The following is a 20,471-nucleotide window of genomic DNA, read 5'->3' on the forward strand; positions in this document are numbered from 1 at the left end:
CCAGGTGAGTCCCGAACTGGCGCGCGCCGAGTCCCTGATCGCCTCGATCCCCGACTACCCGCAACCGGGCATCCTGTTCCGCGACATCATGCCGCTGCTTGCGGATGCCAGGGCGCTGCGCGCCACGACCGAGGCGCTGATCGAGCCCTTCGCCGGCTCGTTCGACGTCGTCGCGGGCATCGAGGCGCGCGGATTCATCCTCGCCGGTGCCGCGGCGATCGCCGCCGGCGTCGGCTTCGCCCCGATCCGCAAGGCCGGCAAGCTGCCGCGCCCGGCGGCGGCCGTCGACTACGCCCTCGAGTACGGCACGGCCACCGTCGAGATGCACGACGATCTGCCGGCCGGCACGCGCATCCTGCTGATCGACGACGTGCTCGCCACCGGCGGCACGCTCGCCGCGGGACGGGAGATCGTGAAGAGCCTCGGCTACACCGTCGCCGGCATCGCCGTGCTGTTCGAGATCGACGGCCTCGGCGGCCGCGACGTGATCGGCGAGCTGCACACCGTCTTCCGCTCGGCCTGAGCGGCGCCTCTCACTCGCTGCGCTCCGATTGGTGCTCGCGGCTTCCGCCGACCTCCTCGGGCAGTTGATCGATCGGCACGATGACGATGTCCTGCACCTTCCAGTCCAGGTCGAGACAGGCATCGCGAGCCTCGATCAGATCCTTCAGCTTTGGCGTGCGTCCCCGGTGCGGCACGACGAACGACTCCACGTGCAGCACGTGCCCCTGGTCGCGCACCCGCGATCCGACCTGCTCTGTCCACGGCAGTCGGCGCAGCAGCTCGTCGATCTCGCCGGTCAGGGGATGCACCCGCCCGTCGTCGAACGTCGTCGCGGCGGTGTCCATCAGATCGGTGATGGCCGCCCGCATATTGCGGATGCCGTCCCAGAGGATGCTGCCGGCGATGAGCAGCGCCGCCACGGCATCCGTCCACCACCATCCGATGCCGATGCCGAGCACGCCGACGATGGATCCGACGGCAGTCTGCCAGTCGGCCTTGTTCATGTCGGCATCGGCGTAGAGCACCTTGTCGTGCAGCTCTTTCGCGAGGCGCATCTTCACCCGGCCGAAGTAGATCGGGAGCGGGATGGTGAGCGCCATCACGATGACCATCAGCCAGCCCAGCCAGATCGGCTGCCCGAGCAGCACGACCGTGCCGATGGGCGGATGCTCGCCGCCGATCAGTCCGGTGAGCGAGTCGATGACGAGGAACGCGCCCATGGCCATCAGCGCCACGGCAGCCACGAGGTGGGCCACGCCGACCGCGCGGTGGAAGCCGTACGGATAGCGTCCGCTGGGCGGCCGGTTGACGATGCGCACCGCGATGAGGAAGGCGATCGGCGGGGCGAGCGACAGCAGATCCTCGATCCATGCCGCCTTCATCGCCTGTGAGCTGCCCATCACCAGATAGACCATCGTGATGGCCACGGCGAGGAAGATCAGCGTGTACCACTCGAAGCGGATCGCCTTGCGCAGCGCCTGCTCCTGCCGCGGGGGCAGCTCGGCGCGCCCGAACCGGGTGGTCATGATCCGACCTCCTCGTGCAGGAACGTCTCGAGCTCGGTGAGCAGGGCGTTCTCACCCATCCGCACGATCATCACGTGCTTCTGCGTGCCGTGCTCCGTGCTGCGCTCGGCGTACGGCCGCGTCACCGCGCCGCGATCGGTCCACGGTGTGTCGTCGAGGAAACCGCCGACGACCACATCGAGCTCGCCGCGCTCGAGCGCCGTGAGCAGATCGGCCTCGCTGCCCGTCGTCCACTCCACCGTGGCGTCGAGCTGCTCGGCGAACTCCTGCACCAGCTCGGGCTCGGAGCCGGTCGGCTCCCCGTCGTCGTGCACATCGACCCAGGGCGGCTGCTCGGTGGCGCCCGCGCGCAGCGTGCCGCCCTCGATCCGCTCGATGCTGCCGTGCGGATCAGCGGGGATCCGCAGCCCGCAGCCCGTCAGCGCGACGAGCAGCACGAGCGCTGCCGCACCCGTCATCCGACGTCTTCTCATGGCGCCGACCATAGCGAGGCGCCTGGGCGGCGACCACTTTCAGGCGCCCCCTTGACAACGTTCGGGCCGCGCTTTCTCGTCCCGACTCACGCGGCGTGGGGTGCGGCCGCATCGCCTAGAATCGGGGGTATGCCCACCATCGTCGTCGACGTCATGCCCAAGGCCGAACTGCTCGACCCGCAGGGGAAGGCCGTCTCCGGCGCCTTCGCCCGCCTGGGTGTCGAGAGCTTCAGCCAGGTCCGCATCGGGAAGCGCTTCGAGCTCACCGTCGACGGCGAGGTCACCGACGACGTGCTGGCCGAAGCGCGGCGCCTGGCAGAGGACGTGCTGTCGAACTCCGTCATCGAGGATGTCGTGGGAGTCGAGGTCGCGCAGTGAGCGTGCGCATCGGCGTCATCACCTTCCCGGGCTCGCTCGACGACCGCGACGCCCAGCGCGCGGTGCGCATCGCCGGCGCTGAGCCCGTCGCCCTGTGGCACGGCTCGCATGATCTCGAGGGCGTGGATGCTCTGGTGCTGCCCGGCGGATTCAGCTACGGCGACTACCTGCGCTCGGGCGCGATCGCGGCTCTGTCGCCGATCATGGCCGAGGTGAAGGACGCCGCGGCGAAGGGGATGCCCGTGCTGGGCATCTGCAACGGCTTCCAGATGCTCGTCGAGGCGCACCTGCTGCCGGGCGGCCTGATCCGCAACGACCACCAGCACTTCGTGCGCCGCGACCAGCGTCTGACGGTGGAGAACAACGACACCGCGTGGACGAACACGTTCGCGAAGGGTCAGGAGATCGTCATCCCGCTCAAGAACGGCGAGGGCGGCTACATCGCCGCCGACGACACCCTCGACCGCCTCGAGGGCGAGGGTCTCGTGGCTTTCCGCTACGCCGGGGTGAACCCGAACGGCTCGCTGCGCGACATCGCCGGCATCACGAACGACCGCGGCAACGTGGTCGGCCTGATGCCGCACCCCGAGCACGCCACCGAGGCCGGCTTCGGCCCCGACACCCGGGCCGCCATGCGCTCGGGCGTGGATGGGCTGGGCTTCTTCGAGAGCGCCATCGCCGCCGTCGCGCGCGTCGCGGCCTGACTCACCGCGGCCTGACGCCGCGTGGGCACGCGACCGGCTCAGAGACCGGCCGGCGGCCAGACGCCGATGATCACGGCCATCACGAGCACCGTCACGAGCTCGTGACCGATGTTGACGGTGGTCAGCCGGGTCGAGCGCCCCTCGAACGCGTCGTGCGTGATGAAGCGCGCCGCGGTGAACCCGGCCCACAGGGTGACCGCGGTGACGAGCGGGGCCCAGAAGTACGAGCCCTCGTAGAAGTGCCAGGCGATCGTGGCTGCGCCGGCGAGGACCCACGCGGTGACGAAGCCGACCAGCACCGTCGTGATCATCGGCCACAGCGGGCTGCGGGAGGGATGCTCGAGGTCGACGCCCGCGAGCCGAGCCCACCGCTCGCCCATCACGCCGCGGGCGTACCAGACAGCGCCCACCACCATGCTCGACGCGGTCGCCACCAGCACCGCCCAGTAGTTGATCTCGGGAACCGTCATGACGCCTCCTTCATCGGATGCGGCTCAGACTACTCCCGGACGCCGTGGCGTTCGAGGTCGTTCAGCCGCGCATGGCGACGCCGTGTCGCCAGTACCCCATGAACGCCACCTGCGCACGGTCGACCCCGATGTCCTTGACGAGGTGACGACGCAGCGTGGTCACCACTCCGCTCTCGCCGGCGATCCAGAAGTACCGGTCGGCGGGCGCGTGGGTCGCGGCGATCTGCTCGCCGAGGCTGGAGTACGCCGGGGTCTCCCAGAGAAGGTCCTCGGTGTCGACATCGCGCACGTCGACGTGCGTGTGCGCGTCGCCGAGATGGGCGAGCACCGCCGGGATGAGCGCCGATCCGTGCGCGTCGCCGTCGGCGCGGGGCAGCCAGGTGATCTCCACGCCCGCCGGTGCTGCGATCTCGAGCACGTCGGCCGGCTCGGGCACCTCGATGAACGCGGTGCCCCGCAGGTCGCGCGGGGCGTCCTCGAGGATGCGCGCGATCGCCGGCGCTGCCGTCTCGTCACCGGCGAGGAGCACCGAGCGCGCTTCGCCGGGCGCGAACTCCGCGCCGCCGTGCTCCCGGGCCGACACCCCGCGGCGCGGGCCCACGACGAAGATCGGCTGCCCCACGCGTGCGTCGGCCGCCCATCGCGAGGCCGGGCCGGTGAGGCCGGGGCTCAGATGCAGCACGAAGTCGATGACGATCTCGGTGCCCGCATCCGTCACGGTGAGCTCGCGCACCGAGTACGTGCGCATCGAGCCTCTCTCGGTCTCCGGCACGGCCAGGTAGGATCCCCACCAGTCATCGCCGTCACGGTCGATCGGCGGCACAGCATCCGGTCGGGGCGGGAAGATCAGCTTGATGCGCGAGTCGAACGTGTCGCCCGGGGTGCCGAGCTCGTCGAGGTCGTCGCCACCCAAGGTGATCCGCACGAAGTTCGGCGAGACGCGCTCGACCGCGCGCACCTCGGCGAGCGCCAGCAGGTAGCTGGGCCGGGTCTTCGTCGTGGTGTCAGCGGACATGATGCCTCCCGATAGGGGTGACCATCGGCTTGCCCGAGACGGGGTCGACGGTGATCTGATTGGCGAGGCCGAAGACCTCCTGGACGAGTTCTGCGGTGACGATCTCTTCCGGGGCGCCGACGGCGTGCACCCGGCCGTCTTTCATGGCCACCAGCTCGTCGCTGTACCGAGCGGCGAGGTTGAGGTCGTGCAGCACCATCACGATGGTGGTGCCGCGCGAGGCGCTCAGGTCGGTGAGCAGATCGAGCACCTCGACCTGGTGGGCGACGTCGAGGAACGTGGTCGGCTCGTCGAGCAGCAGGATGTCGGTCTGCTGCGCGAGCGCCATCGCGATCCACACCCGCTGGCGCTGGCCGCCCGACAGCTCGTCCACGCTGCGATCGGCGAGATCGCTGATGCCGGTCGCGTCGAGAGCATCGGCGACGACCGCGTAGTCCTGGGCGCTCCAGCGCGCGAGCATCCGCTGATGCGGGTGTCGCCCCCGGCCCACGAGGTCGGCCACTGCGATCCCCTCGGGTGCGACGGGCGATTGCGGCAGCAGCCCGAGAACGCGCGCGACCTCTTTCGACGGGCGCGCGTGCACCGAGGTGCCGTCGAGCACGATCTGGCCGTCGGCGGGGCTGAGCAGGCGCGCCAGCGCCCGAAGCAGCGTCGACTTGCCGCATCCGTTCGCCCCGACGATCGAGGTGATCCGGCCGGGCGCGATCGACAGATCGAGCCCCTCGATCACCGTGCGGTCGCCGTACCCGAGCGTGACGGATTCGGCCGCGAGAGTGTGCGCCGCGGTCACAGGGAGCCTCCCGAGCGGTTGGTGCGGATGAGCAGGTAGATCAGGAAGGGCGCGCCCAGCACGCCGGTGACGACTCCGACCGGATAGCGGGCGCCGAGGGCGAACTGGGCGAGCAGGTCGCTGCCGAGCACGAGCGCCGCGCCGACGAAGGCGCTTGGCAGCAGCAGGTTCGCGCCGGGGCCGGTGATGCGCGCGGCGATCGGCCCGGCCATGAACGCGGCGAAGGCGATGGGTCCGGCGGCTGCAGTCGCGAAGGCGAGCAGCGCGACCGCCCCGAGGATGAACAGCATGCGCGTCGCGTTGACCCGCACCCCGAGGCCGGCGGCGGAGTCGTCGCCCAGCTGCATGGCACCGAGCGAGCGCCCCTGCGACAGCATCAACGGCATCACGACCACGGCGGCGATCGCCATCGGCAGCACGCGCTCCCACGAGGCGTTGTTGAGGCTGCCGCTGAGCCACTGCATGGCGGTCTGGATGTCCCAGCTCGCCGCGCGCGAGAGAAGGTACGAGATCACGCTCTGCAGCACCGCGGCGACCCCGATGCCGATGAGGATCAGCCGGGTGCCGGCGAAGCCGCCTCTGATCGAGAGGGCGTAGATGAGCGCGGCCGTGGCGAGCGCACCGCCGAGTGCGAGCAGCGACACCGCCGGCCCGTCGAGCGAGAGCACGATGATGCCGATCACCGCTGCGGCACCGGCGCCGTGCGAGATGCCGATGATGTCGGGAGAGGCGAGCGGATTGCGCAGCAGCGTCTGGAACGTCACGCCGGCCATCCCGAAGCCGAGTCCGGTCAGCACCGCCAGCACAGCCCGGGGCAGCCGCAGCTCGCCCACCGTGAACGAGGCCCCCGGCACCGATTCGCCGAGCACGACCCGCACGATCTGATCGGGACTGTAGAACCGGTCGCCGACCATGAGCGCGACGGCGAAGAGCACGCACACCAGAGCGCCCAGCAGGATCGTGGCGACGGCGTGGCGACGGTGTCGCGCGCGGCGGCCGGCGATGATGCGCACGACGCGCTGCGCGCCGGTGTCGGCCGACCGCTCGAGCGTGTGCGCGGTCGGGATGCTGGTCTCGATCGGGGCATGTGCGCCTGCCGTGCGCTCGCGTGTGCTCACAGCTCGCGCACCTTCTGCCTGCGGACGATCCAGATGAAGAAGGGCGCACCGACGATCGCCGTGATGATGCCGACCTGGATCTCCTCCCCGGACGGGGCGATGACGCGGCCGATGACGTCGCTCGCGGTCAGCAGCACCGCTCCCGCCAGCGCCGAGAACGGCATCAGCCAGCGATGGTCGGTGCCGATCAGCATCCGGCACACGTGCGGCACGACCAGACCGACGAAGCCGATCGGCCCGGCGATCGCGGTGGCGGCGCCGGCGAGGATCACGGCGCCGAGCGCTGCGAGCATCCGCGTGCGAGCGACGTTCTCGCCGAGGCCCCTGGCCATGTCGTCACCGAGCGCGAGCGAGTTCATCCCCCGTGCACTCAGCAGGCAGATGAGGGCGCCGAGCGCCAGCACGGGCGCGGTGACCGCGATGCGCGGCCATTCCGCACCGCCGACGCCGCCCACCTGCCACGACTGGAACGCCTGCAGCAGATCGACCCGCGGCAGCATGATCGCACTGATCAGGGAAGCGAAGGCGGCCGAGGTCGCCGCACCCGCGAGGGCGAGCTTGAGCGGGGTGGCACCGCCACGGCCCAGCGAGCCGACCGCGTACACGAAGACCGCAGCCACCGCGGCGCCCGAGATCGCGAAGGCCATCTGCCCGAACGGGTCGCTCAACCCGAACGAGGCGATGCCGACGACCACGGCGAGCGAGGCGCCGTTGGAGACGCCGAGAATGCCGGGTTCGGCGATCGGGTTGCGGGTGACGGCCTGCATGGCCGCCCCCGCCATGGCGAGCGCGGCGCCGATCAGCAGGGCCAGCGCCGTGCGCGGCATCCGCTTGATGATCGCGGCCTGCTCGATCGTGTCGCTCTGCCCCGACAGGGCGGCGAACAGATCGTCGATCGTCACCGCGCGCACGCCGAACGAGATCGACAGGATGCTGAGCACGACCAGCGCCACCACGCCCGCCATCAGCCACGACGCGCGCACCAGCACCGGCCGGCGCAGGTGCGCGACGGCCGGTGCTGGTGCGGCGGTGGTGGAGGTCACGAACGGGTCTCCGCAGGCGGAAGGGACTTACTTCGCCAGCGGCGCGGCGAGGATGTCGAAGTAGTCGTTCAGGCCCCACGGGATCGACAGCGGCGACGGGTTGGCGGATGCGGCGATCGGCGTCGCGTCGGGCAGGATCGCGATGCGCCCCTCGGCGATCGCGGGGATCTTCGACAGCAGCGGATCGGCCTGCAGGGTCGCCACGGTGGAGTCGTCGCCGTAGGTGACGAACAGGTCGACGTCGTCGAAGCGCTGCGCCTCCTCGGCCGACACCTCGAGGTAGAACTGGTCGCTGTCTTCGCTGTCGGCGACGATCTGCGGCAGCGGCAGGCCGAGCTCGTGCAGGTAGCCGGGGCGGGTGTCGGCGGCGGTGTAGTAGCCGATCTTCGACAGGTCGCTCATATCGAAGTAGCCGAACAGCACCTTCGCCTCTTTCAGCTCCGGATGCTGGGCCAGTGCGGCCTCTGCGTCGGCATCGAGCTGCTCGATGAGGGCGTCGCCCTCCTTCTCGAGGCCGAGCGCCTCGGAGTTCATCTCGATCATGTCCTCGACCGAGGTGCCCCACGCGACCTCGGGGTAGGCGACGACGGGAGCGATCTTCGACAGCGTGTCGTACTCCTCCTGCGTGAGCCCGGAGTACGCGGCGAGGATCACGTCGGGGGCGGTGTCGGCGACGGCCTCGTAGTCGATCCCGTCGGTCTCGTCGAACAGCACCGGCTTCTCACCACCGAGCTCGTCGAGCTTCTCCTCGACCCAGGGCAGGATGCCGTCGTTGTCGTCGTCTCCCCAGGTGGCCTTGCTCATGCCCACCGGGACGATGCCGAGCGCCAGGGGGACCTCGTGGTTCGCCCATGCGACGGTGGCGACCCGCTCGGGCTTGGCGTCGATCACCGTCTCGCCGAAGGCGTGCTCGATGGTGACGGGGAACGACTCGCCGGACGACCCCGTGGAGGCGTTCGAGTCGGTGCTGTCATCGGCTGCGGACGCGCAGCCGGCGAGACCGACGGCGAGGGCCGCGGCGGCGGCGAGGGCGAGGAGACGGGAAGATCGCACGGGCGTTCCTTCGAGTGGGTGGCGGCGGCACCGAGATCCGGTGTGCACTTTGGTAAGGCTTGCCTAACGTAGCACGCGAACCTCGGAGGCGCACGCCGGTAGGGTCGTAGCGTGACCCTGCTCGTGACCGTGCCGACCGAACGCCTCGCCGCGAATCTGGGCGCGCTGCCGGAGGGGGTCGACCTGCGGATCTGGGATCTGCGCTCGCCCGCACCCGCAGACCGCATCGACATCGTCGTGCCGCCGTACATGGGTGGCAGCAGCGTGCTCAGCGCACTGGAGGGCGTCGACGTGGGCCTAGTGCAGGCTCAGTCGATCGGCTACGACGGCGTGGCCGACGCGCTGCCGGAGGGCATCCCGTTCGCGAACGCCGCGAGCGTGCACGAGGCATCGACCGCCGAGCTCGCGGTGGGCATGATGATCGCCGCGCAGCGGCAGCTGCCCCGATTCGTGCGCGCGCAGGAGCGCGGAGAATGGTCACCGGTCTTCGCCGAGAGCCTCGCCGACCGGCGGGTGCTGCTCGTCGGCTTCGGCGGAGTTGGCACGGCCATCGCCCGGCGCCTCGCGCCGTTCGAGGTCGAGCTGACCGCAGTGGCCCGCACGGCCCGCACCGAGCAGGTCGACGGGATCGGCGAGATCAGCGTGCACGGCATGGACGATCTCGACGCCCTGCTGCCCGGTGCCGAGATCGTCGTCCTGAGCCTGCCCGCCAGCGACGAGACGCATCACCTGTTCGACGCCGCGCGCATCGCGCGCATGGCCCCGGGCGCGCTGCTCGTGAACGTCGGGCGGGGGCCGCTGGTCGACACGGATGCGCTGGTCGCCGCGCTGAACTCAGGCGCGATCCGCGCGGCATCCGACGTCTTCGAAGAGGAGCCGCTGCCCGCCGGGCATCCGCTCTGGAGTACGCCGAACCTGCTGATCACGCCGCACGGCGGAGGGGCGTCGACGGCGATGAATCCGCGCATGGCCCGGCTCATCCGCCGCCAGATCGATCGAATGCTCGCGGGCGAGCCGCCCGTGAACATCGTCCTGTAAGCGCTTGCACTAGGGTGGGGATCATGGCACAGCGTGAGCAGATGGCAGCACCCGGCTCTGAGTGGTGGCGCACCGCCGTCATCTACCAGATCTACCCCCGGTCCTTCTCCGACGCCTCGGGCGACGGAATCGGCGACCTGCCCGGCATCACCAGCCGGCTAGACGATCTGAAGAGCCTCGGTATCGACGCCATCTGGCTGAGCCCGTTCATGACGAGCCCGCAGCGCGACGCCGGATACGACGTCGCCGACTATCGCGACGTCGACCCGCTGTTCGGCAAGCTCGACGATTTCGACGTCATGCTGAACGCGGCGCACGCCCGCGGCATCCGGGTCATCGTCGATCTCGTGCCCAACCACTCCTCAGACCAGCACGTCTGGTTCCAGGAGGCGCTGAAGGCGGGCCCCGGCAGCCCCGAGCGCGCCCGCTACGTGTTCCGCGACGGCCGAGGCGAGAACGGCGAGCTGCCCCCGAACAACTGGCAGAGCGTGTTCGGCGGCGGCATGTGGGAGCGCGTGACCGAGCCCGACGGCACTCCCGGCCAGTGGTACCTGCACATCTTCGACGCCACCCAGCCCGACTTCGACTGGACGAACGACGAGGTGCGCGAGGAGTTCCGCAGCATCCTGCGCTTCTGGCTCGACCGCGGCGTCGACGGATTCCGCGTCGACGTGGCGCACGGGATGATGAAGGAGGCGGGGCTGCCCGACTACGCGCCCGTCGCCGACGCCGACTCGATGGGCGGCGGCGAGGAGAACGTGCCGTACTGGGGCCAGGACGAGGTGCACGACATCTACCGCGACTGGCACAACGTGCTCGCTGAATACGACGGCGACCGCGCGCTGTGCGGCGAGGCCTGGCTGCCGACGCTGAAGAAGACCGCCCTCTGGGTGCGTCCCGACGAGATGCACCAGACCTTCAACTTCCCCTACCTGATGACGCCGTGGGATGCCCAGGAGCTGCGCCTCGTCATCCGCGAATCGCTCGATGCGTTCGGAGCGGTGGGCGCACCCAGCACCTGGGTGCTGTCGAATCACGACGTGATCCGGCACGCCTCGCGACTCGCACTGACCGCCGACAGCCCGCAGGGCGACGGCATCGGCCCGAACTCGCAGGGCAAGCCCGACCCGGCCATCGGTCTGTCCCGCGGTCGCGCGGCGACCACCGTGATGCTCTCGCTGCCCGGCTCGGCCTACGTCTACCAGGGCGAGGAGCTCGGCCTTCCCGAGGCGATGGAGATCCCCGACGAGTTCCGACAGGACCCGACGTGGTTCCGCACGAACGGCGAGCGCTACGGTCGCGACGGCTGCCGCGTTCCGCTGCCGTGGACGGCCGAGGGCCCCGCGTTCGGATTCAACGACACCGGCGCCTCGTGGCTGCCGCAGCCGGCGGAGTGGGCGAGCTTCGCGCGCGATGCCGAGGAGCGCGAGCCGGATTCGACGCTGAACCTCTACAAGAGCCTGCTTCGCGAGCGCGCCGCGCGCGGTCTGGGCAGCGGCTCGCTCGTCTGGGACGATGTGGCCGATTCGGCCGTGGCCTTCCACCGCGGCGAGCTGCACGTGGTCGCGAACCTCGGCGACGAGCCGATCGAGCTCGGCGATGACGTCACCTTCGTCGTGCAGAGCGAGCCGTTCACAGGCACCGCGCTGCCGCCGAACACGGCCGCCTGGTTCACACGCGCCTGAGCGGGTCGGCGGTCGGGATAGGCTGACGTCGTGGTGAGCATCGACGAGGTCGCAAGGCTCGCCGGAGTGTCGACGGCGACCGTCTCGCGTGCGCTCAGCGGGCGCGGGCACGTGTCGGAGCGCGCACGAGAGCGCGTGCGCTCCGCGGCCGACTCCCTCGGGTACGTCGTGTCGTCGCGCGCGTCGAGCCTGGCATCCGGACGCACGCAGAACGTCGGGGTCATCGTCCCCTTCCTCGACCGCTGGTTCTTCAGCACCGTGCTCTCGGGCGCGACCAGCGCGCTGATGCGCGCCGGCTACGACGTCACGCTGTACAACATCACGGCCGACGCCGCCGTGCGCCGAGAGGTGTTTTCGACCTTCCTGCGTCGCCAGCGGGTGGATGCCGTGATCGCCGTCGCCATCGAGCTCGACGGCGACGAGACCGCCCAGCTGCTCGATCTCGGCCTGCCGGTGATCGGCGTCGGCGGCCCGAATCCGCGGCTGCGCACGCTGACGTTCGACGACACCGCCGTCGCGCGCCTGGCCACCGAGCACCTGATCGGGCTCGGACACCGCGACATCGCGCACATCGGCGCCGCCGCGGAGTTCGAGGCCGACTTCCGGGTGCCCTCCCGCCGGCGTCTCGGCTTCGAGCAGGCGCTGTCGGATGCGAACATCCCCGCAGATCCCGCACTGTTCGAACCCGCCGACTTCACCGTCGACGGCGGGCACCGCGCCGCCATTCGGCTGCTCAGCCGCCCGGGACCGCGGCCGTCCGCGATCTTCGCCGCGTCGGACGAGATGGCGATCGGCGCCCTGCTCGCGGCGCGAGACCTCGGCATCGATGTACCGGACGACGTCTCGATCGTCGGCATCGACGGCTACGAACTGGGCGAGTTCTTCGACCTCACGACGGTCGATCAGTTCCCACTCGCGCAGGGCGAGCGCGCGGCGGCGGCGATCCTCGCGCAGCTCGAGAGCGCTGCTGATGCCGCGCCCGCCGACCTGCCCTACGAGCTGATCGTGCGCCGCACGACCGCGCCGCCGCGGCCGCGACCGTAAGCGTCCCGCATCCGGCATCCGGCGACCCGCGACCTGCACCCCGCGCGAGACTTGAGTTTCAGCACGAGACAGGGCGCCCCGACGTCGGTTTCGTGCTGGAGCGCAAGTCTCGCGGTTGACTTCACAAACACATCCATCCGGGCGATTCGGCCCGGCGCTGGCTCGGTTGGCGGACCGCTGCCTGAATACTGGTCGGATGGACGCACTCAACGACTTCGTGCTCTTCTTCGGCGACAAGCTCTGGACGTGGGCGGTGCTGCCCATCCTGCTGCTGCTCGGCCTCTACTTCACCTTCCGCTCGGGCGTCGTGCAGTTCCGCCTCATCCCCGAGATGTTCCGCACGCTCACCGACCGCACCCCGACGGATGCCGACGGCAGGCCGCAGTCGGTGTCGGCGTTCCAGGCGTTCACGATCTCGGCGGCATCCCGGGTCGGCGTCGGCAACATCGCCGGCGTCGGCACCGCGATCGCGCTCGGCGGTCCGGGTGCGGTGTTCTGGATGTGGACGATGGCGTTCATCGGCGGCGCGTCGAGCTTCATCGAGTCGACCCTGGGGCAGACCTTCAAGGTGCGCGACCAGGACGGCTTCCGCGGGGGGCCCGCGTACTACATGCAGCACGGCCTGAAGGCCCGCTGGATGGGCATCGTCTTCGCCGTCATCCTCATCCTGTGCTTCCCGTTCTCGTTCAACTCGCTGCAGGCGAACACGATCAGCGCGACCGTCTCGGGCAGCTTCGGCGGCGACGTCGCATGGATCCCGTGGGTGGTGGGCGCCGTGCTCGCAGCCCTCACCGCGCTCGTCATCTTCGGCGGCGTGCGCCGCATCGCCAGCGTCTCGTCGAGGGTCGTGCCACTGATGGCACTGATCTACCTGCTGCTGGGTCTGGTGATCGTCGCGATCCACATCGACCGCCTGCCCGAGGTCTTCGCCTCGATCTACACACAGGCGTGGGGCACGAAGGAGGTCGCCGGCGGCGCCCTGGGCACCATCATCATGATCGGCGCGAAGCGCGGCATGTTCTCGAACGAAGCGGGACTCGGCTCGGCGCCGAACGCCGGCGCGACCGCCGCCGTCACGCACCCGGTCAAGCAGGGCCTGGTGCAGACGCTCGGCGTCTACTTCGACACGTTCCTGGTCTGCTCGATCACCGCGTTCATCGTGCTCGTCGCGACCCCCGACCTGGCGAACGCCGAGCAGGGCATCGTGCTCACGCAGAACGCCCTGGTCAGCTCGCTCGGCTCGTGGTCGAACATCGTGCTGAGCGTGATCATCTTCCTGCTGGCGTTCAGCTCGATCCTCGGCAACTACTACTACGGCGAGTCGAACATCGAGTTCATCCGCGCCAAGCGCGGCGTGCTGCAGACCTACCGCGCCCTGGTCGTGCTGGTCGTCTTCCTCGGCTCGATCGCGTCGGCAGACCTCATCTGGAACACCGCCGACAGCATCATGGGCGTCATGGCGATCGTCAACCTCATCGCCATCGCGCTGCTCTCCGGCGTCGCGTTCAAGCTGCTGCGCGACTACCTCGACCAGCGCCGGGCCGGGCTCGACCCGGTGTTCACCCGGGAGCGGATGCCCGAGGTCACCGGCATCCAGTGCTGGGAGGACGAGCTGAGCGTCACCGGACCGATCCCCGTCGCCGGCCGGAGACGCTGAGCGCGGTGCCGCTCAGGCGGCACCCTGCTACGGCGCGCACGCCCCGATAGGCTGGAGGAGGAGTGTCGGGAAGCCTGGTCGACGTCATCGTCCGTCGACCCGGAAGGCCCCGAATGGTGCGCTCCTCCTCCCGCTTCCGCCCGCTGTTCCCCACGTCGTCGCGCGCGGAGTCGCGCCGCATCGGCGAGATCCTCCGCACCGAGACGACCGGTGGCGTCCTGCTCGTCGTCGCCGCGGCCGTCGCGCTGCTGTGGGCGAACTCGCCGTGGGCCGACGGCTACTTCGCCCTTCGCGATATGCGAGTCGGCTACGAGCCGTGGCACCTCGACCTCACGCTCGGGCAGTGGGCGGCAGACGGCCTGCTCGCGGTCTTCTTCTTCATGGTCGGCCTCGAGCTCAAGCGCGAGTTCGTCGCCGGGGATCTGCGGCGATTCAGCACCGCGATCATCCCGGTCGTCGCGGCGCTCGGCGGCGTGGTGGTGCCCGCGCTGGTCTACGTCGCTGTCACGAGCGGCACGCCGGATGCTGCCAGGGGGTGGGCCATCCCCACAGCCACCGACATCGCGTTCGCGGTGGCGGTGCTCGCGATCATCGGCTCGCATCTGCCCAGCGCGCTGCGCATCTTCCTGCTGACGCTGGCCGTGGTCGACGATCTCGTCGCGATCGCGATCATCGCGATCTTCTACACCGACAGCATCGACGTCATCCCGCTGCTGTTGGCGGCGCTTGTGATCTTCGCGTACGGCGTCATCGCGCAGCGCTACCGGAGGCTGTTCCGCCTGCACGCGTCGGCGGCGTGGCTCATCCTGCTGCCGATCGGCTTCGTCGCCTGGGCGCTCGTGCACGCGTCTGGTGTGCATGCGACGATCGCCGGCGTGCTGCTCGGCTTCACGATCCCCGTGCTGCACCGTCGTGCGGCGCACGAAGACGAGAGCGGCCCTGGTCTGGCCGAGATCTTCGAGCACCGGTTCCGTCCGCTCTCCAGCGGCGTCGCGGTGCCCGTCTTCGCCTTCTTCTCAGCCGGCGTGGCCATCGGCGGTCTCGAGGGGTGGCTCTCGGCGCTCGGCGACCCGGTGGTGCTCGGCATCATCCTCGGCCTGATCGTGGGGAAGCCGATCGGCATCGCCGTCGCCACGTGGGCCGTCACCCGGGTGCGGCGGATCGATCTCGATCCCTCGCTGCAGTGGATCGACATCATCGGCGTGGGGCTGCTCGCCGGCATCGGCTTCACGGTCTCGCTCCTCGTAGCCGAGCTGAGCTTCGACGTCGCCGACCCCCACCACGATCAGGCGAAGGTGGCGATCCTCACTGCATCGGTGGGCGCCGCCGTGCTGGCGTCCGCCCTGCTGGGGCTGCGCAACCGCCGCTACCGGAAGAACGCGGCGACCTGACCAGACGCAAAAGAACCGGCCGGGAACCACGTGGGTCCCGGCCGGTTCTGTAGACGCTCAGATCAGAGCGCGCGGATCTTCGCCGCCTGCATGCCCTTGGGGCCGCGCTCGGGCTCGAACTCCACCTTCTGGTTCTCGGTGAGCTCCTTGTAGCCGGAGCCCTCGATCGCCGAGAAGTGCGCGAACAGGTCGTCGGAGCCGTCATCGGGAGCGATGAAGCCGAAGCCCTTCTCGGAGTTGAACCATTTCACAGTGCCAGTGGCCATGTGCTTCTGCTTTCTTTCGATGTGGCCGCTGTCGCAGCCGAAGTGCCCCCGCTGAATTGTCCGGCGGGTACGTTACGACGATGCCGATGAGGAGACGCAATGCGTGCGACCCGACGGGATCGTGGGGATCCTGTTCCGCGGAACTCACACGCGGGATGGGATCGGGGTGATGGGCTGCAGCGAGATTCGCGAGCCTTGTGAGAGTGGGCCCTCCGGCGGAGGGACACCCAACCGTACCACGCCCGACGGCTCGCCCGGCTGCGCCCCGGGGCTAGGCTCATCGCATGACCGTCGACCTCGAAGCCCTCTACATGGATCTGCACAGGCATCCGGAGCTGTCGTTCCAGGAGACGCGCACTGCCGGCATCGCCGCGACGCACCTGCGTGATCTCGGGCTCGAGGTGACCGAAGGTGTCGGCATCACCGGCGTCGTCGGTGAGCTGAGGAACGGCGAGGGGCCGACGGTCTGGCTGCGCGCCGACATGGATGCCCTGCCCGTCGTCGAGGAGACCGGACTCGCCTATGCGTCGACCGCGACCGGCGTCGACCCCGACGGCAACACCGTGGGCGTCATGCACGCGTGCGGGCACGACATGCACGTGACCGCCATGATCGGCGCGGTCGAGCGTCTGGTCGCCGAGCGCGAGCAGTGGAACGGGACGGTCGTTGTCGTGATCCAGCCCGCCGAGGAGTACGGCGCCGGCGCCCGCGCGATGCTCGACGACGGGGCCCTCGACCGCTTTCCGCGGCCCGACGTGGTGCTCGGTCAGCACGTCACTCCCCTGCCCGCAGGCACGATCGGGGTGCGACCGGGGCCGCAGATGTCGGCATCCGACGGCATCCAGGTCGTGCTGCACGGTCGCGGCGGTCACGGGTCGCGTCCGCACTCGACGGTCGACCCGATCGTCATGGCCGCAGCGACGATCATGCGGCTGCAGACCGTCGTCTCACGCGAGGTCGACCCGCGCGACCTCGCCGTCGTGACGGTCGGCGCAATCCACGCCGGCACGAAGAACAACATCATTCCGGCCGACGCCACGCTGCAGCTCAGCCTGCGCTATCCCGACGAGCAGCTGCGCGAGAAGGTCCTCGAGCGGGTCGAACGCGTCATCCGCGCCGAGGCGATGGCATCCGGGGCCGAACGCGAGCCCGAGATCTCGACCCTGCACCGGCTGCCGGCGACCATCAACGACGCCGACGCCACCGCCCGGGTGGTCTCGGCGTTCCAGGGCGTCTTCGGCGAGCAGTCGGTGATCGATCCGGGGCTGTTCACGGGCAGCGAGGACGTGTCGTGGTTCGCCCGCGATGCGGGCGTGCCTCTGGTGTTCTGGTTCTGGGGCGGCGTCGACCCGAAGGTGTACGCGGATGCCCTGGCCGGCGGCACGGTCGACAAGGACGTCCCCACGAATCACTCGCCGTTCTACGCCCCGGTGATCCACCCCACGATCGAGGTGGGCGTCTCGGCGCTGGTGACCGCGGCTCGGGAGTTCCTCGACTGACGACTTCCGTCAGGCCCGCGCGCTCGACGAGCTGAGAGCGGCGTTGATGAGCACCTCTGCTGCGGCTCGCGCCTGAGCTGCGACCTGCGGGTCTGCGGAGATCGCCGCGGTGCTCTGCGCGCCCTCGGCGAGGATCGAGAGCTGAGCGGCGAGCGCGGCGCTGCCACCGGATTCGGCCGCGAGGGTCGCCATCTGACTCTGGAACGACGCCTTGTGCTCTCTGACCAGCCGGGCCACGACAGGGTTCGTACCGCCCAGCTCGCCGAAGGCGTTGATGAACGCGCAGCCGCGGAAGTCGTCGGCGCAGAACCAGTTCTCGAGGTAGGTGTAGACCGCGAGCAGCCGGGCGCGCGGGTCGTCGCCCGCATCGGCCACCGCGGCGGCGAGTGTCGTCTCCCACTCCTCGTGCTTGCGCTGCAGCACGGCCGCGATGATGTCGTCTTTCGACGGGAAGAGCGCGTACAGCCGGCGCAGCGACACGCCGGCGGCGGCCCGCAGCTCGTCCATGCCCACGGCCGCGTATCCCTTGCGGTAGTAGAGCCGTTCGGCGGCGGAGAGAACCTGCTCGCGTGCGTCATCTGCGGTCATGTGACGAGTCTAGTTGACACGAGAACGATCGTTCCCCTATGGTTGAGCACAGCAGCGAGAACGACCGTTCTCACTCCCACTGGAAAGGATCTCATCATGGGCACCATCACCGTTGGCACCGAGAACAGCACCCCCATCGAGCTCTACTACGAAGACCAGGGACAGGGTCAGCCCGTCGTGCTCATCCACGGCTACCCGCTCAACGGCCACAGCTGGGAGCGCCAGACCCGCGAGCTGCTCGACCAGGGCTACCGCGTCATCACCTACGACCGCCGTGGCTTCGGCCAGTCGTCCAAGGTCGACACCGGCTACGACTACGACACCTTCGCCGCCGACCTCAACACCGTGCTCGAGACGCTCGACCTGCGCGACGTCGTGCTGGTGGGCTTCTCGATGGGCACCGGCGAGCTCGCCCGCTACGTCGGCCGCTACGGTCACGACCGCGTCGCGAAGCTCGCCTTCCTCGCCTCGCTCGAGCCCTTCCTCGTGCAGCGCGACGACAACCCCGAGGGTGTGCCGCAGTCGGTCTTCGACGGCATCGCGGCCGCGGCGAGGGGCGACCGCTACGCCTGGTTCACCGACTTCTACAAGGACTTCTACAACCTCGACGAGAACCTCGGCTCGCGCATCAGCCAGCAGGTCGTCGACGCGAACTGGAACCTCTCGGTCACCAGCGCGCCGGTCGCCGCCTACGCGGTCGTGCCCGCCTGGATCGAGGACTTCCGCGGCGATGTCGACGCCGTGCGCGAGGCCGACAAGCCCACGCTGATCCTGCACGGCACGAACGACAACATCCTGCCGATCGACGCCACCGCCCGCCGGTTCCACCAGGCTGTGCCCGCCGCCGACTACGTCGAGATCGAGGGCGCCCCGCACGGACTGCTCTGGACCCACGCCGGCGAGGTCAACGCTGCACTGACCTCGTTCCTCGCGAAGTAAGACCCGCTTCACCCCTGAAGGACGATCGCGATTCTGAAGGATGCTGCCGCCCGCGGCATCTTCAGAATCGCGCTCGTCCTGAATCCGTCAGACCTGGATCGCCCGCTGATTGCTCTCGTGCGCCTCGCGGTGCAGGCGCTCCATGCGCAGGTCGAGCTCGCCGGCCGCACCGGCGGCGTCGGTGAGGCTCTGCACGAGGTGCGCCGGCACCCGGCCGGCGAACTTGTAGTGGATCTTGTGCTCGAGGCTCGCCCAGAAATCCATCGCGATGGTGCGGAACTGCACCTCGACCGGGATCGCCACCGGTCCGGTCGAGAGGAAGACCGGCACCTCGACGATCGCGTGCAGACTGCGATAGCCGTTGGCCTTGGGCTCGGCGATGTAGTCCTTGACCCTGCGCACCGTCACATCGTCCTGCTGTGTGAGCAGATCGAACAGTCGGTACACGTCGCTGACGAAGCTGCACGTCACGCGCACTCCGGCGATGTCGGTGATCTCGCGGCGGATCACCTCGAAGTCGGCGTCGATGCCCTTGCGGGCGACCTTCTCGACGATGCTGTCCGGTGTCTTCACGCGGCTCTTGACGTGCTCGATCGGGTTGTAGGCATGCATGTGCGTGAACTCGTCCCGCAGAATCGAGATCTTCGTCTCGACCTCGCGCATCCCGAACTCGTACTCGCGCAGGAACCGCTGGAACGCATCCCTCAGCTGCTTCGCCTCGGCGAGCGCGGCCTCGTCGACCGGGAGAATCGTCATACTCCCGACGCTACGCACCCGCGTTCGGAATCGGCTGGGATCGCTGCCGCGGGGGCGCGCTCGACCGCCCGGCACGTGGCTACGCGCGTGATTGAATGAGATCCCCGGAAAGGCAGATCGCACATGACCGTCGACATCCCACTCACCGTCGTGGGCAGCATCAACAGCGACATCACCGCGACGACGAGCCGGCTGCCGGGCGCCGGCGAGACCGTCGGCGGTGGTGTGCTCACGCGCGACGCCGGCGGCAAGGGCGCCAATCAGGCGGCCGCGGCCGCCCGTCTCGGCGCGCGCACGCGGATGATCGGAGCGGTCGGCGCCGATGCCTCCGGCGACGACATGCGGCGAGCGCTGGCGGATGCCGGGGTCGACGTCTCGGGTGTGATCACCGCCGAGCGCGAGACCGGCACGGCCCTGATCATGGTCGACGCCCAGGGCGAGAACCAGATCTCGGTGTGCGAGGGCGCGAACGCCGAGGTCACCCTCGACGGCATCGAGTTCACCGACGATGAGACGGTGATGGCGCAGCTGGAGATCTCGATCGACACCGTGACCGAGCTCGCCCGCCGCTGCCGCGGATTCTTCGTGCTCAACGCCGCCCCGGCGATGCCGCTGCCCGACGAGCTGCTGCACCGAGCCGACCTCGTCATCGTCAACGAGACCGAGTACGCGCTCATCCCCGAGCTCGCCGACGCCGCACTCGTCGCGGTCACGTACGGTGCCGAGGGCTCGGCGCTGTTCGCGCGAGGTGAGCGTCTGGCGTTCGCCCCGGCGAAGCGCGCCCGCCCCGTGAACACCGTGGGCGCCGGCGATGCGTTCTGCGCCGCATTGACGATCGCGCTGCGCTCCGGGCTGAGCCACGAGGATGCCCTGCACGCGGCCAACGCGGTCGGCGCCGCCGCCGTGGAAGATCCCTGCTCGCGCCCGCGCCTCGGCCGCCTCGGCGACTACCTGCGCGACACCGCGGACGCCTGACCGGATTCGCCTCGCGCGCCGTTGTTGCGCAGTGCGGGCGGCAGGCGTAGTGTCGCCGCT

22 protein-coding genes are annotated in these 20,471 nt (G+C 69.8%); 11 read left to right on the forward strand and 11 right to left on the reverse strand.

What is annotated here, in order from left to right:
* The first annotated feature begins 4 nt into the window (after positions 1-4).
* The gene (locus tag V2S05_RS12855; protein ID WP_413635787.1) at positions 5-523 is read left to right on the forward strand and encodes an adenine phosphoribosyltransferase; all 519 of its coding nucleotides are present in this window, start codon (positions 5-7) and stop codon (positions 521-523) included.
* Between the two features lie 10 nt (positions 524-533).
* Here the strand turns inward: V2S05_RS12855 and V2S05_RS12860 are convergent, their stop codons facing one another.
* Both V2S05_RS12860 and V2S05_RS12865 read right to left on the reverse strand, forming a co-directional pair.
* A complete protein-coding gene (locus V2S05_RS12860; RefSeq protein ID WP_413635789.1) occupies positions 534-1,529 on the reverse strand; it encodes a cation diffusion facilitator family transporter in 996 nt (331 codons plus the stop codon).
* Entirely contained in the window at positions 1,526-1,987 is a 462-nt protein-coding gene (locus V2S05_RS12865; RefSeq protein ID WP_413635790.1) for a substrate-binding periplasmic protein, read from the reverse strand. Before V2S05_RS12865 ends, V2S05_RS12860 begins: the two co-directional genes overlap by 4 nt.
* Before the next feature lie 144 nt (positions 1,988-2,131).
* On the opposite strand from V2S05_RS12865, the gene purS reads away from it, so the two are divergent.
* Both purS and purQ read left to right on the forward strand, forming a co-directional pair.
* The gene (gene purS / locus V2S05_RS12870) at positions 2,132-2,380 is read left to right on the forward strand and encodes a phosphoribosylformylglycinamidine synthase subunit PurS (RefSeq protein WP_363505294.1); all 249 of its coding nucleotides are present in this window, start codon (positions 2,132-2,134) and stop codon (positions 2,378-2,380) included.
* Positions 2,377-3,084, forward strand: a complete 708-nt coding sequence (gene purQ / locus V2S05_RS12875) for a phosphoribosylformylglycinamidine synthase subunit PurQ (protein ID WP_413635791.1) — start codon at positions 2,377-2,379, stop codon at positions 3,082-3,084. Before purS ends, purQ begins: the two co-directional genes overlap by 4 nt.
* A gap of 38 nt (positions 3,085-3,122) precedes the next feature.
* Here the strand turns inward: purQ and V2S05_RS12880 are convergent, their stop codons facing one another.
* The 6 genes from V2S05_RS12880 to V2S05_RS12905 all read right to left on the reverse strand — a co-directional run bounded on the left by V2S05_RS12880 (position 3,123) and on the right by V2S05_RS12905 (position 8,573).
* The gene (locus V2S05_RS12880) at positions 3,123-3,554 is read right to left on the reverse strand and encodes a DUF1761 domain-containing protein (RefSeq protein ID WP_413635793.1); all 432 of its coding nucleotides are present in this window, start codon (positions 3,552-3,554) and stop codon (positions 3,123-3,125) included.
* A 61-nt stretch (positions 3,555-3,615) separates the two neighbouring features.
* Positions 3,616-4,569, reverse strand: a complete 954-nt coding sequence (locus V2S05_RS12885; protein WP_413635794.1) for a siderophore-interacting protein — start codon at positions 4,567-4,569, stop codon at positions 3,616-3,618.
* On the reverse strand, positions 4,559-5,359 hold the full coding sequence (locus V2S05_RS12890) for an ABC transporter ATP-binding protein (protein ID WP_413635795.1): 801 nt from the start codon (positions 5,357-5,359) through the stop codon (positions 4,559-4,561). The genes V2S05_RS12885 and V2S05_RS12890 overlap by 11 nt, the downstream gene beginning before the upstream one ends.
* On the reverse strand, positions 5,356-6,426 hold the full coding sequence (locus V2S05_RS12895; protein WP_413635938.1) for a FecCD family ABC transporter permease: 1,071 nt from the start codon (positions 6,424-6,426) through the stop codon (positions 5,356-5,358). The genes V2S05_RS12890 and V2S05_RS12895 overlap by 4 nt, the downstream gene beginning before the upstream one ends.
* 47 nt (positions 6,427-6,473) lie before the next feature.
* The gene (locus V2S05_RS12900) at positions 6,474-7,520 is read right to left on the reverse strand and encodes a FecCD family ABC transporter permease (protein ID WP_413635797.1); all 1,047 of its coding nucleotides are present in this window, start codon (positions 7,518-7,520) and stop codon (positions 6,474-6,476) included.
* A 27-nt stretch (positions 7,521-7,547) separates the two neighbouring features.
* A complete protein-coding gene (locus V2S05_RS12905; RefSeq protein WP_413635799.1) occupies positions 7,548-8,573 on the reverse strand; it encodes an iron-siderophore ABC transporter substrate-binding protein in 1,026 nt (341 codons plus the stop codon).
* Between the two features lie 111 nt (positions 8,574-8,684).
* Between V2S05_RS12905 and V2S05_RS12910 the strand changes: the two genes are divergently transcribed.
* From V2S05_RS12910 to nhaA, 5 genes are all read left to right on the forward strand, one after another.
* Positions 8,685-9,611: a 2-hydroxyacid dehydrogenase gene (locus V2S05_RS12910; RefSeq protein ID WP_413635801.1), complete on the forward strand. Its 927-nt coding sequence runs from the start codon at positions 8,685-8,687 to the stop codon at positions 9,609-9,611.
* A 23-nt stretch (positions 9,612-9,634) separates the two neighbouring features.
* On the forward strand, positions 9,635-11,296 hold the full coding sequence (locus V2S05_RS12915; RefSeq protein ID WP_413635803.1) for an alpha-amylase family glycosyl hydrolase: 1,662 nt from the start codon (positions 9,635-9,637) through the stop codon (positions 11,294-11,296).
* 30 nt (positions 11,297-11,326) lie between these two features.
* Entirely contained in the window at positions 11,327-12,340 is a 1,014-nt protein-coding gene (locus V2S05_RS12920) for a LacI family DNA-binding transcriptional regulator (protein WP_413635805.1), read from the forward strand.
* 196 nt (positions 12,341-12,536) lie between these two features.
* Positions 12,537-13,997 carry an alanine/glycine:cation symporter family protein gene (locus V2S05_RS12925; RefSeq protein WP_413635806.1) on the forward strand — a complete coding sequence of 487 codons (1,461 nt, stop codon included), beginning with the start codon at positions 12,537-12,539 and terminating at the stop codon, positions 13,995-13,997.
* A gap of 113 nt (positions 13,998-14,110) precedes the next feature.
* Positions 14,111-15,388: a Na+/H+ antiporter NhaA gene (gene nhaA / locus V2S05_RS12930; RefSeq protein ID WP_413635807.1), complete on the forward strand. Its 1,278-nt coding sequence runs from the start codon at positions 14,111-14,113 to the stop codon at positions 15,386-15,388.
* A gap of 62 nt (positions 15,389-15,450) precedes the next feature.
* Here the strand turns inward: nhaA and V2S05_RS12935 are convergent, their stop codons facing one another.
* On the reverse strand, positions 15,451-15,654 hold the full coding sequence (locus V2S05_RS12935; RefSeq protein WP_271638779.1) for a cold-shock protein: 204 nt from the start codon (positions 15,652-15,654) through the stop codon (positions 15,451-15,453).
* A gap of 284 nt (positions 15,655-15,938) precedes the next feature.
* Between V2S05_RS12935 and V2S05_RS12940 the strand changes: the two genes are divergently transcribed.
* Positions 15,939-17,153, forward strand: coding sequence for an amidohydrolase (locus V2S05_RS12940; RefSeq protein WP_413635808.1), 1,215 nt, complete (start codon positions 15,939-15,941; stop codon positions 17,151-17,153).
* A 9-nt stretch (positions 17,154-17,162) separates the two neighbouring features.
* Here the strand turns inward: V2S05_RS12940 and V2S05_RS12945 are convergent, their stop codons facing one another.
* A complete protein-coding gene (locus V2S05_RS12945; RefSeq protein WP_271638781.1) occupies positions 17,163-17,741 on the reverse strand; it encodes a TetR/AcrR family transcriptional regulator in 579 nt (192 codons plus the stop codon).
* Between the two features lie 96 nt (positions 17,742-17,837).
* Between V2S05_RS12945 and V2S05_RS12950 the strand changes: the two genes are divergently transcribed.
* Entirely contained in the window at positions 17,838-18,680 is an 843-nt protein-coding gene (locus V2S05_RS12950) for an alpha/beta fold hydrolase (protein ID WP_413635809.1), read from the forward strand.
* Between the two features lie 87 nt (positions 18,681-18,767).
* On the opposite strand, the gene V2S05_RS12955 is transcribed toward V2S05_RS12950, so the two are convergent.
* Positions 18,768-19,436 carry a GTP pyrophosphokinase family protein gene (locus V2S05_RS12955; RefSeq protein ID WP_413635810.1) on the reverse strand — a complete coding sequence of 223 codons (669 nt, stop codon included), beginning with the start codon at positions 19,434-19,436 and terminating at the stop codon, positions 18,768-18,770.
* Between the two features lie 123 nt (positions 19,437-19,559).
* Here V2S05_RS12955 and V2S05_RS12960 point away from each other — a divergent pair, with 123 nt between their 5' ends.
* The gene (locus V2S05_RS12960; protein ID WP_413635811.1) at positions 19,560-20,411 is read left to right on the forward strand and encodes a PfkB family carbohydrate kinase; all 852 of its coding nucleotides are present in this window, start codon (positions 19,560-19,562) and stop codon (positions 20,409-20,411) included.
* The last annotated feature ends 60 nt before the right edge of the window (positions 20,412-20,471 follow it).

The organism is Microbacterium sp. OR16, assembly GCF_047306725.1.
GTDB lineage: Bacteria > Actinomycetota > Actinomycetes > Actinomycetales > Microbacteriaceae > Microbacterium.

Coding starts and splice junctions, on each gene's coding strand:
- V2S05_RS12860 (WP_413635789.1), bottom strand. CDS start 1,529: ATGACCACCCGGTTCGGGCGCGCCGAGCTGCCCCCGCGGCAGGAGCAG.
- V2S05_RS12865 (WP_413635790.1), bottom strand. CDS start 1,987: ATGACGGGTGCGGCAGCGCTCGTGCTGCTCGTCGCGCTGACGGGCTGC.
- purS (WP_363505294.1), top strand. CDS start 2,132: ATGCCCACCATCGTCGTCGACGTCATGCCCAAGGCCGAACTGCTCGAC.
- V2S05_RS12880 (WP_413635793.1), bottom strand. CDS start 3,554: ATGACGGTTCCCGAGATCAACTACTGGGCGGTGCTGGTGGCGACCGCG.
- V2S05_RS12885 (WP_413635794.1), bottom strand. CDS start 4,569: ATGTCCGCTGACACCACGACGAAGACCCGGCCCAGCTACCTGCTGGCG.
- V2S05_RS12915 (WP_413635803.1), top strand. CDS start 9,635: ATGGCACAGCGTGAGCAGATGGCAGCACCCGGCTCTGAGTGGTGGCGC.
- V2S05_RS12925 (WP_413635806.1), top strand. CDS start 12,537: ATGGACGCACTCAACGACTTCGTGCTCTTCTTCGGCGACAAGCTCTGG.
- nhaA (WP_413635807.1), top strand. CDS start 14,111: ATGGTGCGCTCCTCCTCCCGCTTCCGCCCGCTGTTCCCCACGTCGTCG.
- V2S05_RS12935 (WP_271638779.1), bottom strand. CDS start 15,654: ATGGCCACTGGCACTGTGAAATGGTTCAACTCCGAGAAGGGCTTCGGC.
- V2S05_RS12940 (WP_413635808.1), top strand. CDS start 15,939: ATGACCGTCGACCTCGAAGCCCTCTACATGGATCTGCACAGGCATCCG.
- V2S05_RS12945 (WP_271638781.1), bottom strand. CDS start 17,741: ATGACCGCAGATGACGCACGCGAGCAGGTTCTCTCCGCCGCCGAACGG.
- V2S05_RS12950 (WP_413635809.1), top strand. CDS start 17,838: ATGGGCACCATCACCGTTGGCACCGAGAACAGCACCCCCATCGAGCTC.
- V2S05_RS12955 (WP_413635810.1), bottom strand. CDS start 19,436: ATGACGATTCTCCCGGTCGACGAGGCCGCGCTCGCCGAGGCGAAGCAG.
- V2S05_RS12960 (WP_413635811.1), top strand. CDS start 19,560: ATGACCGTCGACATCCCACTCACCGTCGTGGGCAGCATCAACAGCGAC.